The following is a 16345-nucleotide window of genomic DNA, read 5'->3' as shown; positions in this document are numbered from 1 at the left end:
GGTCACCGAGGTCAATTCGACGGAAGCGGGCGAAATACCGGCAGCACCCGATACTTGGCGCTGAAGCTGGCCTTGTCGTATTCCTCGCCGACTTCGCCGTCGTGTGCGACGACGGTGGGACCGTCAACGACTGTGAAACTGAACTCCGGCACTTGCAGTTCGTGGTAGAGCGGGCTGCGTTGCAGACGGCCCAGCGCCAGCGCGCCCAGAATCCGCACGGTCGCCAGTCGCCGGCCGGTTTCGAGGATACGGACGTCGATCAGGCCGTCATCCATGCGGGTACGCCGCGCCGGGGCGAATCCGGTGGGCAAGTACACCGAGTTGCCCAGGAAGAACAACGACGTGTGCGCGGTCTTGTTGTCGTAGCGGATGCGCACGGGCTGGTCGTGGCGCAGCGTGTGCAACGTGGCGTAGATGCTGGCCAGCAGTTTGCCGATGCGCCTTTCCAGCTTTTCGCGGTGCTGGACGAAGGTGGGGTACGCGCCGATGCTGGCGTTGTTGACCACCATCCGGCTTTCGTTGAGGCACACCAGGTCGACGCAGGCCACGCTGCCGGTCCGGATCGCCTCGACGGTCTTGGCCACGGTGTCGCACCCGATGTCCTTGGCGAAATGGTTGAACGTCCCGGCCGGAAACACCGCCAGCGGGAGCCCGGCATCGTAAGCGACCGCCGCGGCGGTGGACACCGTGCCATCTCCCCCGCCGACCGCCAGCACCTCGGCGCGCCCGGCCACGGCACGCAGGACCTGTTCCGGGTCGTCGTCGGAACCCAGCTCGACGATCTCGGCTCGCGGCAGCTCGGCACGGATCTCGTCGAGCACCCGGGCTCCATTGCCGCCGCCCGATGCCGGGTTGATGACCAGGACGACTCCGGCGCCGGCGGGTCGTGGCGGGGTCTCGATCCGGAGCGGTTCGGTAGTCGGCAACGTCGTCTCGACGATCGGTGGCACCAGCCGCCCGCCCAGCACGGCGATGCCGGCGCCGATGCCGAATCCGGCGAGGACATCGCCCGGGTAATGCGCTCCGGTCGCCACCCGGGACAAACCCACCAGGCCGGCCAGCAATGCCAGGGCGAACCCCAGCGGCGGATTCTCCAGCCCGACCCCGACAGCGAACGCGGCCGCACTGGCCGAATGCCCGGACGGCAGTGAATTGGATGTGGGGCGCCGACGCACTCGTCGGACCAGCGGTACCGAGTCGTCGAGGGGACGCGGGCGCCGGCGGATTCGCTTGGCGACCTGGTTGGTCACCAAGCTGGTGACTCCCAGCGTCACGACGCCGCGTACCGCGCCGCGCTGCGCCGCAGGCCTTTTCGTGGCGAGCAGGCCCGCGGCGATGGCGAACCACAACTTGGAGTGATCGGCCGCGCGGGTCAGCGGCGGCATCACCGAGTCGAGCAGCGGAGTCTGCGCCTCGGCAATCACCCCGAACAGTTCCCGATCGAGGCTGCCCAGGCCCCGGGTGATCGCTCTGATACTTCGCGCGCGTCGCCGGGGCCACCTGTTCACTCAACCCACCCTAACGCCGGTCACCGCGACCGGATCGGGTCGTTGGGGTGCGGGCTCAGCGGCGTGGTCTCGATGGTCATCCATCCCGACAGTGGCAGCGATTCCAGGATGGCCATCAGCTCGCCGGGATCACGGGCCCGCCACAGACCCACCATGCACGGGCCGTCCGGCCCGTCGGGCAGCGTCCACAGCCGCACCAGATGTCCAGCCTCGGCCAGTTCACGGGCGCGGCGGGCCTGGCGCGCCGAGGCGTCGTCGACGACGTGCGCCGCCGTGCCCGGTGGCACCGTGACGGTCATGGCGATCAAGAACTCCGGCCCTTTACCGGGCCGCGGAGTTATCCCCGCGCCCGGCGGGTCGTCGGGATGACCGTCGAGCGCCGTGATCTCGTCGGTACGCCAGACCCGTAGTGGCATCGATGCGAGCAGCTGCTCCAGGCGCTCGTCGTCGGCAGCGGCGAAAAGCCCTAGCGTGCGCCATTCGCCCGGCCGAACCGGTGGGCGCCACAGCCGAAGCAGGCTTCCCCGGGCCGCGAGCTCGCGGGCGTGCGCGGCCTCCCGAGCGCGGACGTCGTTGACCTCGTCAAGGGACGTGCCGTCGGGAACGCGGGTGGTCATTGTGACCAGAAACTCCATGCTGTCTCCCGGGCACACCGTGCTGAGGGCTTTGTGAAGGTAACCCCGGAGCGCGGCGCTCTAGAAGACGCGGACCCAGTCGACGAGCATCTCCTGCGGATAGATGCCGGCCGCCGGATCGCCGCCGCCGGAGCCACCGACGGCAAGGTTGAGAACCGGGAACATCGTGTAATCGGGGTCGTTGAACGGCCACTCGCGGATGGGCTCGTCCAAGTTCTCGATACCGGTTGCCGCAACGGTGAAGTACGGCTGCATGCCGTCGGCGTAGTCCAGCCAGAAGTACATGCCGCTCGGATTCCAGGTGACCCGCCAGTTGTGCCAGCCGTCGTCGACACCGATCGGGCACGTTTCGAAGGCCGTGCCGTCCGGGTTCGCGTGGACGGTGGTTCCCGACGGCCAGGTGCCGTTGCCGTACCACTCGATCAGGTCGACCTCGCCGCTGCGGCCGGGGTCGTCGTTGGACAGCCACCAGGCAGGCCACATACCGGGCGCCAGGCAGTTGAACTTGATGCGGGCTTCCCAGGTGGTCCCGATGCCGCCCCGCCATAGGCCATGGACCAGGCCGCCGAAGTAGCTGTTGCCGTCCCGGGTGGCGCGCAACACCAGGTTGGAGTTGCCGTCCAGGAACACGTTCTGGCGGCTGTCGCGGTACTGTCCCCAAAATTGGGGCTGGTCGAACCCGACGGGGTTTCTGATCGGCGTCCGGTGGCTCGACACCGCCCACTTCGACGGATTGGGGGCCGAGCCGGCCGGGCCGTCGAACTCGTCGTGAAAGAGGAATACGCCCGTTGCCCCAGCGGCCGGGGCCAACGGCGCCGGACTCGGCGGCGCACCTGGAGGGGACGGGGCGGCCAGGGCTGTGGGGGCGGGGATCGCGGCCGCCAGCGCGCCGAACCCGGCCATCATCATCAGTCGGCGACGGTCAATCTCGGGCATAAGCATGGGACGATAGCAGCTCACTTTGCGCCGCGCCGACTCTGGGGCGACCCGTCTTCGCTTCATGTCCAGGCCGGCGGGGTCGCCGACATCGTGCGAGAAGCGCAAGCGTCACAAGCGCTCTCGCGTACCGTCAGGCCCCGGACGGTTCGCTGATCTTGACCAGCGTCTTGCCGATGTTGGCCCCGGTGAACAGCCCGTTGAGGGCGTCGACGCACGACTCGATGCCGTCGAAAATGGTCTGCCGGTGTTTGAGCCGCCCCTCGGCCTCCCACTGGCGCAGGTGGGCGAAAGCCTCGTCGAAGCGACCCCACTGCTCGAGCGTGTTGAACCCCTGCATGAGCGCGCTCTTGGACAGCAGGTTGACGTAGTTGGCCGGGCCGGGGTGCTCGCCGGTCAAGTAACTGGAGATGACACCGCACAGCACCACCCGCGCCTTGTGGGCCAACCGGCCCAGCACCGCGTCGAGGATGGGGCCGCCGACGTTGTCGAAGTAGACGTCGACGCGCTGCGGGCAATGCGCTTTGAGGGCGGCGGCCAGGTCCTCGTTCTGGTAGTCGATGCACGCGTCGAATCCGAAGTCTTCGACCACCGCCCGGCACTTCTGCGGCCCGCCGGCGATGCCCACCACCCGCGCTCCGGCGATCTTGGCGATCTGCCCGGCCACCGATCCGGTGGCGCCCGCCGCCGCCGACACCACCACCGTCTCGCCCGGCTGGGGCCGGCCGATGTCGGTCATCCCGAAGTAGGCGGTGGCTCCGGTCGGGCCGTATACCGACATGATCGCCAGCTGGTCGCTCTCCCCAGGGATGGGTGTGCTGAACACGTCGTCGCGAATGATCACATATTCCTGGAAGCCGGTCAGCGTGGTTACGACGTCGCCGACAGCGTAAGCGTCGCAACGTGTTTCGACGACCTCGCCGATTCCTGCCGCCCGGATGACCTCGCCCAGCTGCACCGGCGGAAGATAGCCGGGCTGGTCGTCCAGCCAGGTTCGGGCGGCCGCGTCGATCCCCACATAGGTGGTGCGCAGCAGTGCTTCGCCTGGCGCGGGCCCGGGCGCGGGTGCGGTGATCAGCTCGGTGTCATCGGGCTGGACCAGCCCGGTGGGGCGGCGACGCAACACGATCTGGCGGTTGGTCAAGTCCGGCACGATGTCGAGCTTATTCGGCCCTATTCGGCACGATCCCGGTATGGGAGCATCTGTGCATGAATCCAGAGGACGACCCAGAAGCCCGGATCCGCCAGCTCGAGCAACCGCTGGCCGACGCGGCGCGCGCATCGGAGCTGGGCAGTCCGCAGCCGCCCGGCGGCTCCGCATACCAGGGCTACCCGCCGCCGGGCCCGGTGCCGCCGCCACCGCCGATGCCGCCTCCATACGGCTCGACGTATGGGTCCTATGACTCGTATGGCTATCAGTCGCCGTTTCCGGGGGCCACACCGCGATCGTCGTCGGGCAACCGCCTGTTCTGGATTTTGGCCGCGGTCTTCGTCGTCGTAATCCTGGGCGTGGTCGGCGGCATCGTCGCCTTTGCGGGAAGCCACATTTCACGCACGTTGTCCACCCTGACCCCCACCTTCCCGACGATCAGCAACCCATCCGGGACCGTCCCGCCGCCGTCGGGCAGCAAGACTCAAACACCGACGGCCGGTCCGGCGACGTCACCCGCGCCGCCGCCTGGCGGCAACCTCAGTGTCAGCGGCCTCAACGAAAACAAGACGCTCGACTGCAACGACAGCGTCGTCGAAATCAGCGGGATGTCCAACACGGTCGTCATCACCGGCCATTGCGCAAGCCTGACCGTCTCGGGAATCGAGAACACCGTCACCGTGGACGCCGTCGACACCATCGAGGCCTCCGGCATCAACAACAAGGTCACGTATCACTCGGGCTCGCCGAAGGTCAGCAAGTCCGGCAGCGGGAACGTCGTCCAGCAGGGCTGAGAAGTTACGTCGAGTCGTCGGCGGGATCGTCGAGGACGCTGACCGCGATGCCGTAGGGCAAGAAGCGCACTTTGCGCTTGGGGTCCGTGTTGTCTTTGTTGGCCCGCAGGGCATCCAGTTCGGTCGCATACACCTGTTCGACGCGGGCACCGCCGTCGGCATCCACCGTGTAAATGGCCCACACCCCGTCGCCGGCCTCGCCCGCGGTTTCCGGCGCCGGACGCCTGCGCCGCCCCAGATCCTCGAAGATCATCGACCACCCCGACCGGTCGCCCGGGCCGGTGAGGAACCTGTTGATCCGCTCGAACGCGTCGCGCAGGCCCTCACTGCCTTCCCTGATCACCCGATCGAAGTCGTCGGGGTCGAATCCGAATGGACCGTTGCTGCCCACGCGACCTCCTCGAAATTCATCCAGTTACTGCCCAGTGTGCGGGCAGTCGACCCGATCCGCTACCCGCCTACGGCCCCGGCTCGGGCGGGGGCGGCGGAGGCGCCGGCGGGTAGATCGGAATCGGGATGGTGACGAACGGGACGTGCAGATACATCGTCGCGATCGGGCTGGGCGGGGGAGCCTCCGGCGCCGGCGCGGGCGCCGGCGGCGGCGCGGCCGGCGGCGTGGTCGCCGGCGCTGCCGGTGGCGGGGCCTGCTCCGCGGGAGCCTGCACCGGTGCCTGTCGGATCGGCGCGCGACGGGGCGCCGGCGGCGGTGCCGCATTGACCGCCGTTCGGGGCGGCTGGGCAACCACCGGAGGCGGCGCCGACGAGGCCGGAGGCGGCGCCGCCTCCGGTGACGGGGCCGCCTCCGGCGGCGGCGCGGCCGGCGCAGAGCTGGGAGCAGGCAACTGCGCCTGCGGCGGTGTCTCGGGCTGGGCTTGGATCGTGGGCACGGTGACGGCGCCCTCGGGTGGGCTGGGCTGCGGGGCAGCCATCGGCCGCACATCCGACGAGATCACCAGCAGCCCGGTCGCGAGGGCCGCCGCTGCGGCCAGGGCACTGCCTACCAGCTTCACCGGCCGGCGCCGCGGAGCGATCTCGTCGTCGTCCTCGTCGAGGGCGCTGTAGGCCAGGGCGCCTTGCCCGGGGTCGGCATGAGCACTGACATCCAGGTAGGTCGGGGTCAGGGCGCGGGGGTTCACTTCGCCGGTGCCCGGGTCCAGCGCGTAGGCCAGCGCGGCCGTCGACGAGACGAAAAGTGGCGCATTCGCCGAAGCCAGCGCCGCGCCACGGGCCAGCGCCATGTCGGGCTCCTCGGGGACGCTCACCACCAGCGATGTCGCGGCCTCGAGCGCGGGTTTGACCGGGACGATGTCGACCCCGCAACCGATCAGGAACACCCCGTCGGCCCGCGAACCCGCCGCGTCGAGACCGGAGACCATCGGCGCCAGTTCGGTCGACACGGCGTTGTGGGCGCCAAGGGACTGCCGATGCAGGTCGACGATCGAGCCGTCGGTGACGTCGACGACTGCCAGCGTCGCACTGCCGGCCTCGACGAACAGCATCGCGATGTGCTGGTAGTCGAGCGCGGCGCCGACGGTCTGTGCGAGGGCGGCCGCAGCGAGCAGCGGCGAGACCAACATGACGCTTCCGATGTCGCGGGCGGCAAGCTCGTCACGCAGTGCACCAGCGCCGCCGGGGTCGATCCACGTCACCCCGGTCGATGTCAACCAGTAGCCGCCTTCGGCCGCGCCCTGCCGGGTGCCGACAATGGCCGCAATCGCCTCGGCGGCCGCCGCCGAATTCACCGAGTCCTGCGACACGGCGACCTCGAAGCTCTCTTCCTCGACGGTGGCACCGTCAGCGTTTTCGCCTTCGATCAGCACCAAGCGGACCGCCGAGGGCTCCATTGATACCCCAAGTACGATGTCCATCTGGCCCTCCCAGGCCATGTGGTAACTAGCCATGGGGGTCTAAGGCGGACAAGCGTGCCGCGCCGGCCGCCGTCGACAATCCTCACGCCGCATTGCTGGTGCGACTAGTTACATCCAAATAGCTGGCGCATATAAAGTTGTGCCCAATTCGGACACTACTCGCGTCCAGCGGGTCGCGGACCCGTTCTGGTCAAGCTCAAAGCTGACTGCCAGGCGCGGAGTCAGCTCAGGGGGTGCCGGAACTCGCGAACGGATTTTGCGGCCCTTGAGGCTGCTGGGTCTGCGGCGCCGGATTTTGCGGAGCCTGATTCGCCGGCAACTGAATCGGTATCGGCACGGGCAGCAGCGGGACATGCAACCACTCCGTGGTCATCTTCACGGTTGAGGGGGCGGTCGGTGCCTCCTCGGTGGTGGTGTCCTCGGGCTCGGCCGTCGTGGTCGGCGTCGCCGAGGTGGTGCTGGTCGGCCGGGGACTAGTGGTGGTGAGCCGAGGCGCGGTTGTCGTGGTCACCACCGGTGACGGCGCCAGCGTGGACGTCGGCGGTGACGCCGTCAACGTCGGTGATGGCGGTGGTGGCGGCGCGACGGTGGTCGGTGCCGGTGCCGCGCTGGGCACCGGCACCGAGCTGGGCGGCGGCTTGACCGGGCTGGGCGCCGCGGCGCTCGGCCGCAGCGACACTGAGGGCGCGGGCACCGGCACCACACTGGGCACCGCGGGAGCCTGGCGCCGCTCGACCCCGGTCAAGGTAAATGCCACACCGCCGATCGCGGTCATCGCCACCACCGCGGAGAACCCGATCAGCAGCTGAGAGAACCGCAACCGGCGCCACGGTGGTTCTTTGGGCGGGTCGATCACGTTCAAGCGCATCGACCAGCACGGGCCGTCCTCGTTGTACGAGTCACCCTCGAACCGCACCGGCACGTCGCCCGGGAAGTCCGTTTGCGACCAGGCCAGCTCGCGATCGGTCACCGCATCCTGGTCGATCACCATCACGTCGCCGGCCGGCAGCTCGATCAGGGCGGTACCGGACGCGGCCGCAGCCCTGGCCATCAATCCGACGGACGTCCGAGTGCGGAAGTCCAGCTCTCGTCCACGGGCAGCCAGCAACAGCGCGCCGGCTGCGGCCGCGCAGGCCGGCTGCGAAACAGTCAGCACCGGGAGCCGGGTGTGAAAGGAAAGGCGTTGAGTGACAAGCGGAATGCTGGCGCCACCGCCGACGGCGACTACCGCCGCCAGGTCGGCCCAACTCGCCTTGTTGCGCGCCAGCATGTCGTCGAACGCGTAGATGAAACCGGTCAGCCGATCCTGGATCAGGTCATCGAGCGTGTCCCGGGTAAGCCGGAACGTAGTGCTGGTTCCGGCCAGCTCCACAGCCAATTCCGTGACAGCGTCGGTGGATAACCGCTCCTTGGCCTCTCGGCACCGTTCCTTTAGGAGTCCGAGTTGGGCGACGCCGGCGGCGCCGGCCTGATCGATGTCGTCGTGGCCGAGCCGGTCGATGACATGCAGCAGTATCGCCTGGTCGATCTGTTCGCCGGAGAAATCCTCGTAACGCAGTGTGGCGCTTACGGGTTCGAAATCTGACGTGGTCTCCACCAAAGTGGCGTACGAGGCGGAGCCGCCGAAATCGAGCAAACCTACCACGGCACCGGCCGGGATAGCCAGTTCGGTGTTCGCCGCCGTCATCGCGGCGATTACGTCGGGGACAAGCTGCGGCGCCATACCGCTACGCACGAAGCCGACATGCGTGCGCAGGGCGTTGCGCAGCGCCTGGACAGTTCCGGGTTTCCAGTAAGCGGGGACGGCGATCGCGATCTCCGACGAACTCGCGTCCGCGTCGGCGGCGACCACCATCGCGTCCAGCGCCTCGACCGTCAGCAGGTCCGGATCGTGAGCCGACCCGTCCGGGGATACCAGGGCAACCGAGTCGCCGACGCGTTCCACAAAGCCACTCATCAATGTGCCGGACTCGGTCACGTCCGGGTTGCGGCCGAGCACACCAATTTTCGGCGCGCAGTGCGGGTACAGCGTCAGCACAGCGCGACGGATGACCGGAGTGCTTCGGTTAGATGCCGCAACCAGGTTCGTGGTCCCGATCGACAACCCCAGCGGGTCGTACATAGAGCGGACACTTTCGTCGATAGGGTCGAAGGCCAGGGTCAACCATATCCGCGGGCATACCGTATTGGGTTCGCTCCCAATCTCATTGGTATGCGGTCGATGCCGTGTCGTCACCGAAAAGGTACAGCCATCGCCTTGACATATGGCGTGGGGTCAGACCGCGGTAAGCGGCAGCGAACGCCTGGGCTGGAATACAAAGCTCGACCCGCCACTTACCTTGGCCACCAACACCTCCGGCAATTCGGATGCCGGGGTCTCGGCTTTCGCCAGCTCGGCGGTCCACTCCGTGTTCGTCCCGCCGACCCGGACGGCGACGTGCGGGTCGACCGCGGTGGCGATCGCCTGCAGTGGTTGTCCGGATTCGGGTGTGCACAGCGAAATCCATGCGGCGTCGTCGTGCCCCGGCGAGCGGTGCAGAAGCAACCTGTCCCCCGTTATCTCGGCCTCGATATAGCCTGCGGGGTTGAACAGTGGGTGCAACTCGAATACCCGTAACACACCATCGATTCCAGCGGGCAGAGCCAGTGCGCGGTGAATGCGTTCCGCGGCCAGGCCGGCTATCCCGATCAACTGGCGGGTGCCGATCGACCGGGCCAGTTCGGTGTCCGCGCCGGCGCGTTTGCCGACAGCGATGGCGAACGACAGGTAGAGCAGGTGCATTTGCAGGCAGATTTCGTCGGCTACCCGCACCAGCGCCGAGTGGGAGAAGGCGCCGAAGTCAAGATCGGAAAGTAGCGGGCCCGCATAGTCGGCGAGTCCGTCGTCGGCAGGATCGATGGCCGCTAATTCCCAACTGGCAGCTTTACTTTGCGCAACGACGTCCAGCGCCGGGATACCCCGGGCCGCGGGGTGGGACTCGTCGATGACGACGGTCCACGCGCAGTGCGGATGCCGGTCGGGTGGCACCCGCGGCGGCCGGTGGATGGGCCGAACCTGCGCCCGCGGATTTGTCGCCACCGCGGTGGCGTCAAAGGTCGGGTCTTCGATGGTGTGGCACATGCCGAAGACATACTCGTCGCCCATCGGTTCGACATCGAGCAGCGCACCGCAGTGGTCGAGGCGGAATTCGCCGTGCCAGCGATCGTGGATCGTGAAGCGGAAATCCATGAATTGCGGCGGAGCGCCGATGTCGAGTTGCAGGCCCTTGAAGATGGTGGGTACGTCGTCGCCCGCGAAGTTCAGCGCCTGTTGCATGCGCTTGGTGTAGATCGGGCTGGCTGCGGCCCACTCCTCGATCGCGATCTGTAACATCTCCTCGCGACCGAACGCCTGGATGCACCACGCCATGCCGGAGCGGTCGATCAGCTGCCCGATCAACAGCAGTTCGGGCACCAGGATTGCCAGCTCCGCACGGGACAACCCGGCGTAGCGGGATTGGCTCATGCCCCGACGATAATGGCGGCGGCGAACGTGCTGCAATGACGTGATGAACCCTGCAGACTTGGCGGCCCTCGCGGGGGCTGTCGCGCATCTCGCCGATGTCAAGGATGTCGAAGCGATCAAACGGATCAAGTACCGCTATCTGCGCGCCCTGGACACCAAGCACTGGGACGACTTCGCCGACACCCTGACCGAGGACGTGCGCGGCGACTATGGGTCGTCGCTGGGCAAGGAGCTGCATTTTTCCAACCGCGTCGACGTGGTGGAATACATGCGCTCGGCGTTGGGGCCCAACATCATCACCGAACACCGGGTGACGCATCCGGAGATCACGGTGACCGGCGACACCGCGACGGGCAGCTGGTATCTGCAGGATCGGGTCATCGTTGCCGAAGCCAATTTCATGCTGATCGGCGCGGCGTTCTACCGCGACGAGTATCGGCGCACCGCCGACGGTTGGCGGATCAGCGCTACCGGGTACGACCGCACCTACGAGGCGACGATGTCGGTGGCCAACCTGGGGCTCACCGTGCGACCGGGCCGCGCTTTGGCCGACTGACGGCCCCGGTTACTTCGCGATCGCGATCACCGCGCCGGGCCGCAACCACCGGATGATCTGCACCAGCGTGGCATCGTCGATTGCCACGCATCCCGCCGTGGGTCCGCCGTCGGTGGTGTGGAAGAAGAACGCGGCACCGCCGCCGGGCACCTTGTTCTTGTTGACGCCCATCACCACCGAATGCTTGTACTGCGGGATCTGTAGGTTCTCACTCTCGGCGGTGTTGAATGGGCATTGGGCCTTCTGACACACCTGCATGGTGTTGAAGGTGGGGCTGTGGTCGTCTCCACTCCACCAGTGGTTGGGTCCGACTTGCGTATACGGAAGCCCGCCACCGGGATTGGGCGCGGTGCCGAAAGCCGAGTCGAGGCTGTAGACGCCCATCGGGGTAGCCGGGTAGCCGCTCTTGGCCTGCGGCGCCATTCCCGCCGAGCCGACATGGGTGGGGATCCCGGTCTTGAGCGGCTGCCAGCCGGCGGCGGTGCGCTGGTAGACATCCATCTTCGCGTTAGAGCCGCCGGTCGAGACCACCGAAACCACCTGCGTGGCATTGCCAACCGAATTGGCGAACCACGGGTTGCCCGCCGCGACCGTCACCGGCGCCAACCCCAGCGCCGCTCCGGCCAGGCAGACCGCAGCACACAGTACAGCTCCCAGTCGGTGCATCGTCTCATCGTCAAGCGGACGAAACCTCAGGGTCAAGTAAAGGTTTAGTCCCGGTTGGATCACTGCTCCGAGACACTGCGAAAAGCGCCGTGCCGCAGGGCGTCAGCGGACTTCGGCAAGCCGGGCCGGCTCCGCACCCGTTATGGGTAACGGCCTAAACACCCACAGGCACACCAGAAAATACACATATCCCAGCAGCCACCCCGCGATCACGTCCGACGGGTGGTGCACATTCAAAGCCACCCGGGCGGTGCCGACCGTCAATACACCCAGCGCGGCCAGCGTGACCGAGACCACGCGCATCCACCGGTGTCTCGTCATCGGCAGCAGGAAGGTCAGAAGCGCAAGCACACTGGCCGTCAACTCGAGCGCATGCCCGGACGGGAATGAGCTCGATGGCGCGGTGACGAACTCGGTCACCGGTCGTGGCCGGCCGGCCAGATCCTTGGCGGCCATCGTGACCAATCCGTTGAGCGGCAAACAGGCCAACAGCAGCAGCGCCATCCGCACCTTGTGCTGCAATACCGCAACCACCGCCATCCCCATGCCGATCAGCCGCATGGGGATGGGGCCCAGCACGAACGACACGCCGATCCAGAAGTCCACCCAAGCCGGGTGCTTGATCCCGATGTCGTGCGCGGCGTTCAACAACGACCAATCCAGGCCGTGCACCCAACCCCAGTCATGGCGGTGCCCCACCCACAAGAGGGCGTAGCCGACGGTCGCAGCCGCCGCGAGCATCGCGGCCACACTGATCGGGCGACGGATCATGTTCAACGGATACCAGGCGACGGTGCGGCCCGGCCCGAGCGGCCCCATACTGGCCTCATGGCGGTGATTTTTCGCAGAATGTTCGGCATCGGCAAGCTACCCGCCGACTTGCGGGATCAGCTGGAGGCCGAAGGACTCATCTACCTCGAAGAGTATGTCGCGGTCACCAGGCGGTTCACCGGCGCAATTCCCGGTTTGCGGGCATCGCACAGCATTGCCAGCTATCCGGGCGCGCTGGCGTTCACCGAGCAACGGGTGCTGGGAACGCTCTCGTCGCTGCCCAAGCTGGCCGGCCGCGCCGTCGACGTGCGCTGGGACGCGCCGCAGACCGGCGCAGCAACCGCCGAGATCTCGTCGACGGGGCTGCAATTGGATCTCGACGTCGCCAAGGTGGACCCGCGGTTCCACGGCCAGCTATCGCTGCACTTCAAAACGGACATCGGCGAGGACGTGCTGGCTCGCCTACCGCTGCGGTCACTTGCCTTTGACGTGCCGCCCGAATACGTGTTCCGCGCGGTCGGAGTTACCTATAGTCCCTGATCCGTGTAGTCCCTGATCCAGGCCGCACGGGCCGCACCTTTTCTACGATGACCGGGTGACCGAATTTGCGTTCACCGCCGCCGAGCGGCAGGCGGTGTATCGCGTGATCTCCGAACGTCGGGACATGCGCCGCTTCGTGCCCGACAGCGTGGTGCCCGAAGAGGTGCTGGCTCGGTTGCTGCACGCCGCACACGCCGCCCCCAGTGTCGGTCTGATGCAGCCCTGGCGGATCATCCGGATCACCGATAAGGCGCTGCGCAACGATATCCACACCCTCGTCGACGAGGAGCGCGCGCGGACGGCACACGCCCTGGGCGAACGGGCCGAGGAGTTCCTTGCGCTCAAGGTCGAGGGCATTCTCGAGTGCGCCGAGCTGCTGGTGGTAGCGCTTTGCGACAACCGGGACGTGCACATCTTCGGCCGGCGCACACTACCGCAGATGGATCTTGCGTCGGTGTCCTGCGCGATCCAGAATCTGTGGCTGGCGGCTCGCGCCGAAGGGCTCGGCATGGGTTGGGTGTCGCTGTTCGATCCGCGACGGTTGGCGGCGCTGCTGGAGATCCCCTCCGATGCGGAACCGGTGGCAGTGCTGTGTTTGGGCCCGGTGCCCGAGTTTCCGGAACGGCCGGCGCTGGAGTTGGACGGCTGGGCCGTAGCGCGGCCACTCCGGGAGTTCGTCTGGGAGAACCGCTGGGGACAGGCTTGAACTTCGCCGGTTCGATCGACACCGGGTATCGTCGCCGCCGCAAGCATGCTCGAGAGGCGGCAGACGGTGACGGGTGAAAGCAGCGACGGCAAAGACAACGTGCTGATCGTGCATTGGCACGACCTGGGGCGCTACCTCGGTGTCTACGGTCACCCGGATGTCGTCAGCCCGCGACTGGACCAGCTTGCCGCCGAGGGGATCTTGTTCACCCGGGCGCACGCCACCGCACCGCTGTGCTCGCCGTCGCGCGGATCGCTGTTCACCGGTCGCTACCCGCAAACCAATGGGCTGGTGGGGCTGGCCCATCACGGCTGGGAATACCGCAGCGGAGTCCGGACACTGCCGCAACTGTTGGGCGAGCAGGGTTGGTACTCGGCTCTTTTCGGGATGCAACACGAGACGTCCTACCCGGCACGGCTGGGATTCGACGAATTCGACGTGTCGAACTCCTACTGCGAATATGTGGTCGAGAAGGCGCGGGAGTGGCTGCAGGATTGCGTGCCGGATCTTTCCGGCCAGCCGTTCCTGCTTACCGCGGGGTTTTTCGAAACCCATCGGCCCTACCCCCACGAACGCTACGAACCGGCGGACAGCGCAGGTGTCGACGTCCCCGACTATCTCCCCGACACCCCCGAAGTGCGCCAGGACCTGGCCGATTTCTACGGAGCCATCACCACCGCGGACGCCGCAGTCGGGCGAATCTTGGACACACTCAACGAAACTGGACTGGACGCCAGCACCTGGGTGGTGTTCCTGACCGATCACGGCCCGGCGTTTCCGCGCGCCAAATCCACGCTCTACGACGCCGGAACCGGCATCGCGATGGTCATCCGTCCACCCTCCCGCCGGGAGTTTGCCCCACGTGTCTACGACGAATTGTTCAGCGGCGTAGACCTGTTACCGACACTGCTTGACCTGCTGGGGATCGACATGCCGGCCGATGTCGACGGCCTGTCGCACGCGGCCGCCTTGCTCGGGGCCGACACCGTCGCCGAGCCGGTCCGCGACCATGTGTACACCACCAAGACCTACCACGACTCGTTTGACCCGATACGTGCAATCCGTACAAAGGAATTCAGCTACATCGAGAACTATGTGCCCCGCCCGTTGCTGGATCTGCCGTGGGACATCGAGGAAAGCCCGTCCGGGATGGCCGTCGCACAATTCGTCAAGTCACCGCGACCGCAACGGGAACTGTACGATCTGCGCGCCGACCCCACCGAGACCACCAATCTGCTGACCGGTGACGCCGCCGCGAAGATCGATGCGGTCGCAGCGGACCTCGCTGTCCGGCTTCACGATTGGCGTCAGCGCACCGGCGACGTGATCCCGTCGGAATTCGCCGGTACCCGCATCGCAGAGCGCTACACCGAAACGTATCTGCGGATCCATCGAACTGCGCCGAGCAGCAGGTCGGCGATCGCCGCCGACCGCGGTATCGAGGAAGAAGCCGCGTCGGCCAATCAATAGCGCGATCCTCGAATATGCCTGCGTAACCGCCACATTGGCCACACCTGCCTCCTCGGTCCGGTGTGCCCGCGTACTCAAATTCAAGTTGACCACAAATGCTGCTGGTCATCGATGTCTGCGAGCCTTGCTGCGCACACTCGGCTGGGCGTCAGTTCTCGGCACGTAGGTTCGGCTGCCATTCCGCCGTATCGAGTGCGCGGTGACGGCTTTGAGGGTGCTTGTAGGGCGGGAAAATCCGCCGCGGGCCGCCATGGCGGCACACTCGACGCCCTCACCGCACACTCGCCGTCCTCACCACACACTCGACGCCTTTAGCGCCTACAGCGACAACGGATGTGGCGCATCCAGCGCAGGCAGCGGCATCGACGCGGCCTGTACGAAACACGAGCCCGACGGGCCGACCGCCGATACGAATTCGCCAAGACTCAAGAACCGCGGCGCGCTCCCCCGACCTCGGCGACGATGAACAGCCGGCGGAACGGGAAGATCGTGGTACCGTCGGCGCGGCGCGGGTAGGCGTCGTCGAGCAGCGGGATCAGCTCCTGGCGGAACTGCTCCCAACCCGCGTCGTCTAGCCTTTCCCGCACCGGAACCAGCGCGGTGCCGGTGATCCATTCCAGCACCGGGTGCTCACCGGTGAGCTGGTGCAGATAGGTGGTCTCCCACGCGTCGACCTTGCATCCGGCGTCCATCAGCAGATTCGCGTAGTACGCCGGCGGTTGCACCACCGCACCTACCCGAAACGGTATGTCGCGCAGGAGCTTTGCGTAGGGCTCCCGCCTGGCCAGCGTCCGCACCACGGCGTGCGACGGGGTGTCGAAGTTTCCCGGTACCTGCACCGCCATCCAGGATCCGGCTGCCAGCTCGCCGGCCCAGCGCACCAGCAGCTCCGCGTGTTCGGGCACCCAATGCAGTGCCGCGTTGCTGACCACCACGTCGGTGTCGGGCCGAGGCTTCCAGTTCCGCACGTCGCAGGTCGTGGCGTCGATCCCGCGTTCCCGGGCGGCGGCGACCATCTCCGGTGAACTGTCCAAAGCCTCGATCGTCGCCTCGGGCCAGCGTCGCGCCAGGTGCCGTGTCAGGTGGCCGGGGCCGCAACCCAGGTCGACCACCCGGCGCGCCCGCTTGGCGCCCACCCGGGACACCAAGTCGTAGAACGGACGGCTGCGATGATCCGCAAAGGCCAGGTAGACGTCGGGATCCCACATGTCGGTCCTCCTGATCAACACCGTCGCCAATC

At 67.2% G+C, this 16345-nt stretch carries 16 protein-coding genes; 5 read left to right on the top strand and 11 right to left on the bottom strand.

Going from position 1 to position 16345, the window contains the following annotated elements; all coding sequences use genetic code 11:
* Window positions 1–11 precede the first annotated feature (11 nt).
* From MKAN_RS16315 to MKAN_RS16300, 4 genes are all read right to left on the bottom strand, one after another.
* Window positions 12–1508: a bifunctional phosphatase PAP2/diacylglycerol kinase family protein gene (locus tag MKAN_RS16315; protein WP_023369928.1), complete on the bottom strand. Its 1497-nt coding sequence runs from the start codon at window positions 1506–1508 to the stop codon at window positions 12–14.
* Between the two features lie 20 nt (window positions 1509–1528).
* Complete coding sequence (locus MKAN_RS16310; protein WP_023369926.1) at window positions 1529–2143, bottom strand: muconolactone Delta-isomerase family protein; 615 nt, start codon at window positions 2141–2143, stop codon at window positions 1529–1531.
* 60 nt (window positions 2144–2203) lie between these two features.
* A complete protein-coding gene (locus MKAN_RS16305; RefSeq protein WP_036396141.1) occupies window positions 2204–3085 on the bottom strand; it encodes a glycoside hydrolase family 16 protein in 882 nt (293 codons plus the stop codon).
* Window positions 3086–3212: 127 nt separating this feature from the next.
* Window positions 3213–4232 carry an NADP-dependent oxidoreductase gene (locus tag MKAN_RS16300; RefSeq protein ID WP_023369922.1) on the bottom strand — a complete coding sequence of 340 codons (1020 nt, stop codon included), beginning with the start codon at window positions 4230–4232 and terminating at the stop codon, window positions 3213–3215.
* Window positions 4233–4288: 56 nt separating this feature from the next.
* On the opposite strand from MKAN_RS16300, the gene MKAN_RS16295 reads away from it, so the two are divergent.
* Window positions 4289–5023, top strand: coding sequence for a DUF3060 domain-containing protein (locus MKAN_RS16295; protein ID WP_023369920.1), 735 nt, complete (start codon window positions 4289–4291; stop codon window positions 5021–5023).
* Between the two features lie 4 nt (window positions 5024–5027).
* On the opposite strand, the gene MKAN_RS16290 is transcribed toward MKAN_RS16295, so the two are convergent.
* The 4 genes from MKAN_RS16290 to MKAN_RS16275 form a co-directional block, all read right to left on the bottom strand.
* Window positions 5028–5414 (bottom strand): hypothetical protein, encoded by a 387-nt coding sequence (locus MKAN_RS16290; protein WP_023369918.1) that lies wholly within the window; start codon window positions 5412–5414, stop codon window positions 5028–5030.
* Between the two features lie 67 nt (window positions 5415–5481).
* Entirely contained in the window at window positions 5482–6891 is a 1410-nt protein-coding gene (locus MKAN_RS16285; protein ID WP_036396157.1) for a DUF7159 family protein, read from the bottom strand.
* Between the two features lie 226 nt (window positions 6892–7117).
* A complete protein-coding gene (locus MKAN_RS16280) occupies window positions 7118–9013 on the bottom strand; it encodes an Hsp70 family protein (RefSeq protein WP_023369914.1) in 1896 nt (631 codons plus the stop codon).
* 153 nt (window positions 9014–9166) lie between these two features.
* A complete protein-coding gene (locus MKAN_RS16275) occupies window positions 9167–10396 on the bottom strand; it encodes a hypothetical protein (RefSeq protein WP_023369912.1) in 1230 nt (409 codons plus the stop codon).
* A gap of 43 nt (window positions 10397–10439) precedes the next feature.
* Here MKAN_RS16275 and MKAN_RS16270 point away from each other — a divergent pair, with 43 nt between their 5' ends.
* Entirely contained in the window at window positions 10440–10952 is a 513-nt protein-coding gene (locus tag MKAN_RS16270; RefSeq protein WP_023369910.1) for a nuclear transport factor 2 family protein, read from the top strand.
* Window positions 10953–10961: 9 nt separating this feature from the next.
* Here MKAN_RS16270 and MKAN_RS16265 read toward each other — a convergent pair whose 3' ends face one another.
* Window positions 10962–11618: a L,D-transpeptidase family protein gene (locus tag MKAN_RS16265; protein WP_023369908.1), complete on the bottom strand. Its 657-nt coding sequence runs from the start codon at window positions 11616–11618 to the stop codon at window positions 10962–10964.
* Between the two features lie 102 nt (window positions 11619–11720).
* Window positions 11721–12389, bottom strand: a complete 669-nt coding sequence (locus MKAN_RS16260; RefSeq protein WP_036396154.1) for a phosphatase PAP2 family protein — start codon at window positions 12387–12389, stop codon at window positions 11721–11723.
* Window positions 12390–12446: 57 nt separating this feature from the next.
* Here MKAN_RS16260 and MKAN_RS16255 point away from each other — a divergent pair, with 57 nt between their 5' ends.
* From MKAN_RS16255 to MKAN_RS16245, 3 genes are all read left to right on the top strand, one after another.
* Window positions 12447–12929, top strand: coding sequence for a hypothetical protein (locus MKAN_RS16255; RefSeq protein ID WP_023369904.1), 483 nt, complete (start codon window positions 12447–12449; stop codon window positions 12927–12929).
* A gap of 124 nt (window positions 12930–13053) precedes the next feature.
* Window positions 13054–13635 carry a 5,6-dimethylbenzimidazole synthase gene (gene bluB, locus MKAN_RS16250; RefSeq protein WP_230589181.1) on the top strand — a complete coding sequence of 194 codons (582 nt, stop codon included), beginning with the start codon at window positions 13054–13056 and terminating at the stop codon, window positions 13633–13635.
* A gap of 45 nt (window positions 13636–13680) precedes the next feature.
* Window positions 13681–15105 (top strand): sulfatase family protein, encoded by a 1425-nt coding sequence (locus MKAN_RS16245; RefSeq protein ID WP_023369900.1) that lies wholly within the window; start codon window positions 13681–13683, stop codon window positions 15103–15105.
* 425 nt (window positions 15106–15530) lie between these two features.
* On the opposite strand, the gene MKAN_RS16240 is transcribed toward MKAN_RS16245, so the two are convergent.
* The gene (locus MKAN_RS16240) at window positions 15531–16313 is read right to left on the bottom strand and encodes a trans-aconitate 2-methyltransferase (RefSeq protein WP_023369898.1); all 783 of its coding nucleotides are present in this window, start codon (window positions 16311–16313) and stop codon (window positions 15531–15533) included.
* Window positions 16314–16345: the final 32 nt, after the last annotated feature.

The sequence above is a fragment of the Mycobacterium kansasii ATCC 12478 genome (genome assembly GCF_000157895.3).
Classification (GTDB): Bacteria; Actinomycetota; Actinomycetes; order Mycobacteriales; family Mycobacteriaceae; genus Mycobacterium; species Mycobacterium kansasii.
This window is presented reverse-complemented; position numbering and strand designations above follow the sequence as displayed.

What these genes read in the sequence shown, in the direction of transcription:
- MKAN_RS16260 (WP_036396154.1), bottom strand. Translation starts at nt 12,389, where the DNA reads ATGATCCGTCGCCCGATCAGTGTGGCCGCGATGCTCGCGGCGGCTGCG.
- MKAN_RS16255 (WP_023369904.1), top strand. Translation starts at nt 12,447, where the DNA reads ATGGCGGTGATTTTTCGCAGAATGTTCGGCATCGGCAAGCTACCCGCC.
- MKAN_RS16305 (WP_036396141.1), bottom strand. Translation starts at nt 3,085, where the DNA reads ATGCTTATGCCCGAGATTGACCGTCGCCGACTGATGATGATGGCCGGG.
- MKAN_RS16295 (WP_023369920.1), top strand. Translation starts at nt 4,289, where the DNA reads ATGAATCCAGAGGACGACCCAGAAGCCCGGATCCGCCAGCTCGAGCAA.
- MKAN_RS16270 (WP_023369910.1), top strand. Translation starts at nt 10,440, where the DNA reads ATGAACCCTGCAGACTTGGCGGCCCTCGCGGGGGCTGTCGCGCATCTC.
- MKAN_RS16310 (WP_023369926.1), bottom strand. Translation starts at nt 2,143, where the DNA reads ATGGAGTTTCTGGTCACAATGACCACCCGCGTTCCCGACGGCACGTCC.
- bluB (WP_230589181.1), top strand. Translation starts at nt 13,054, where the DNA reads ATGCGCCGCTTCGTGCCCGACAGCGTGGTGCCCGAAGAGGTGCTGGCT.
- MKAN_RS16240 (WP_023369898.1), bottom strand. Translation starts at nt 16,313, where the DNA reads ATGTGGGATCCCGACGTCTACCTGGCCTTTGCGGATCATCGCAGCCGT.
- MKAN_RS16275 (WP_023369912.1), bottom strand. Translation starts at nt 10,396, where the DNA reads ATGAGCCAATCCCGCTACGCCGGGTTGTCCCGTGCGGAGCTGGCAATC.
- MKAN_RS16280 (WP_023369914.1), bottom strand. Translation starts at nt 9,013, where the DNA reads ATGTACGACCCGCTGGGGTTGTCGATCGGGACCACGAACCTGGTTGCG.
- MKAN_RS16245 (WP_023369900.1), top strand. Translation starts at nt 13,681, where the DNA reads ATGCTCGAGAGGCGGCAGACGGTGACGGGTGAAAGCAGCGACGGCAAA.
- MKAN_RS16265 (WP_023369908.1), bottom strand. Translation starts at nt 11,618, where the DNA reads ATGCACCGACTGGGAGCTGTACTGTGTGCTGCGGTCTGCCTGGCCGGA.
- MKAN_RS16285 (WP_036396157.1), bottom strand. Translation starts at nt 6,891, where the DNA reads ATGGACATCGTACTTGGGGTATCAATGGAGCCCTCGGCGGTCCGCTTG.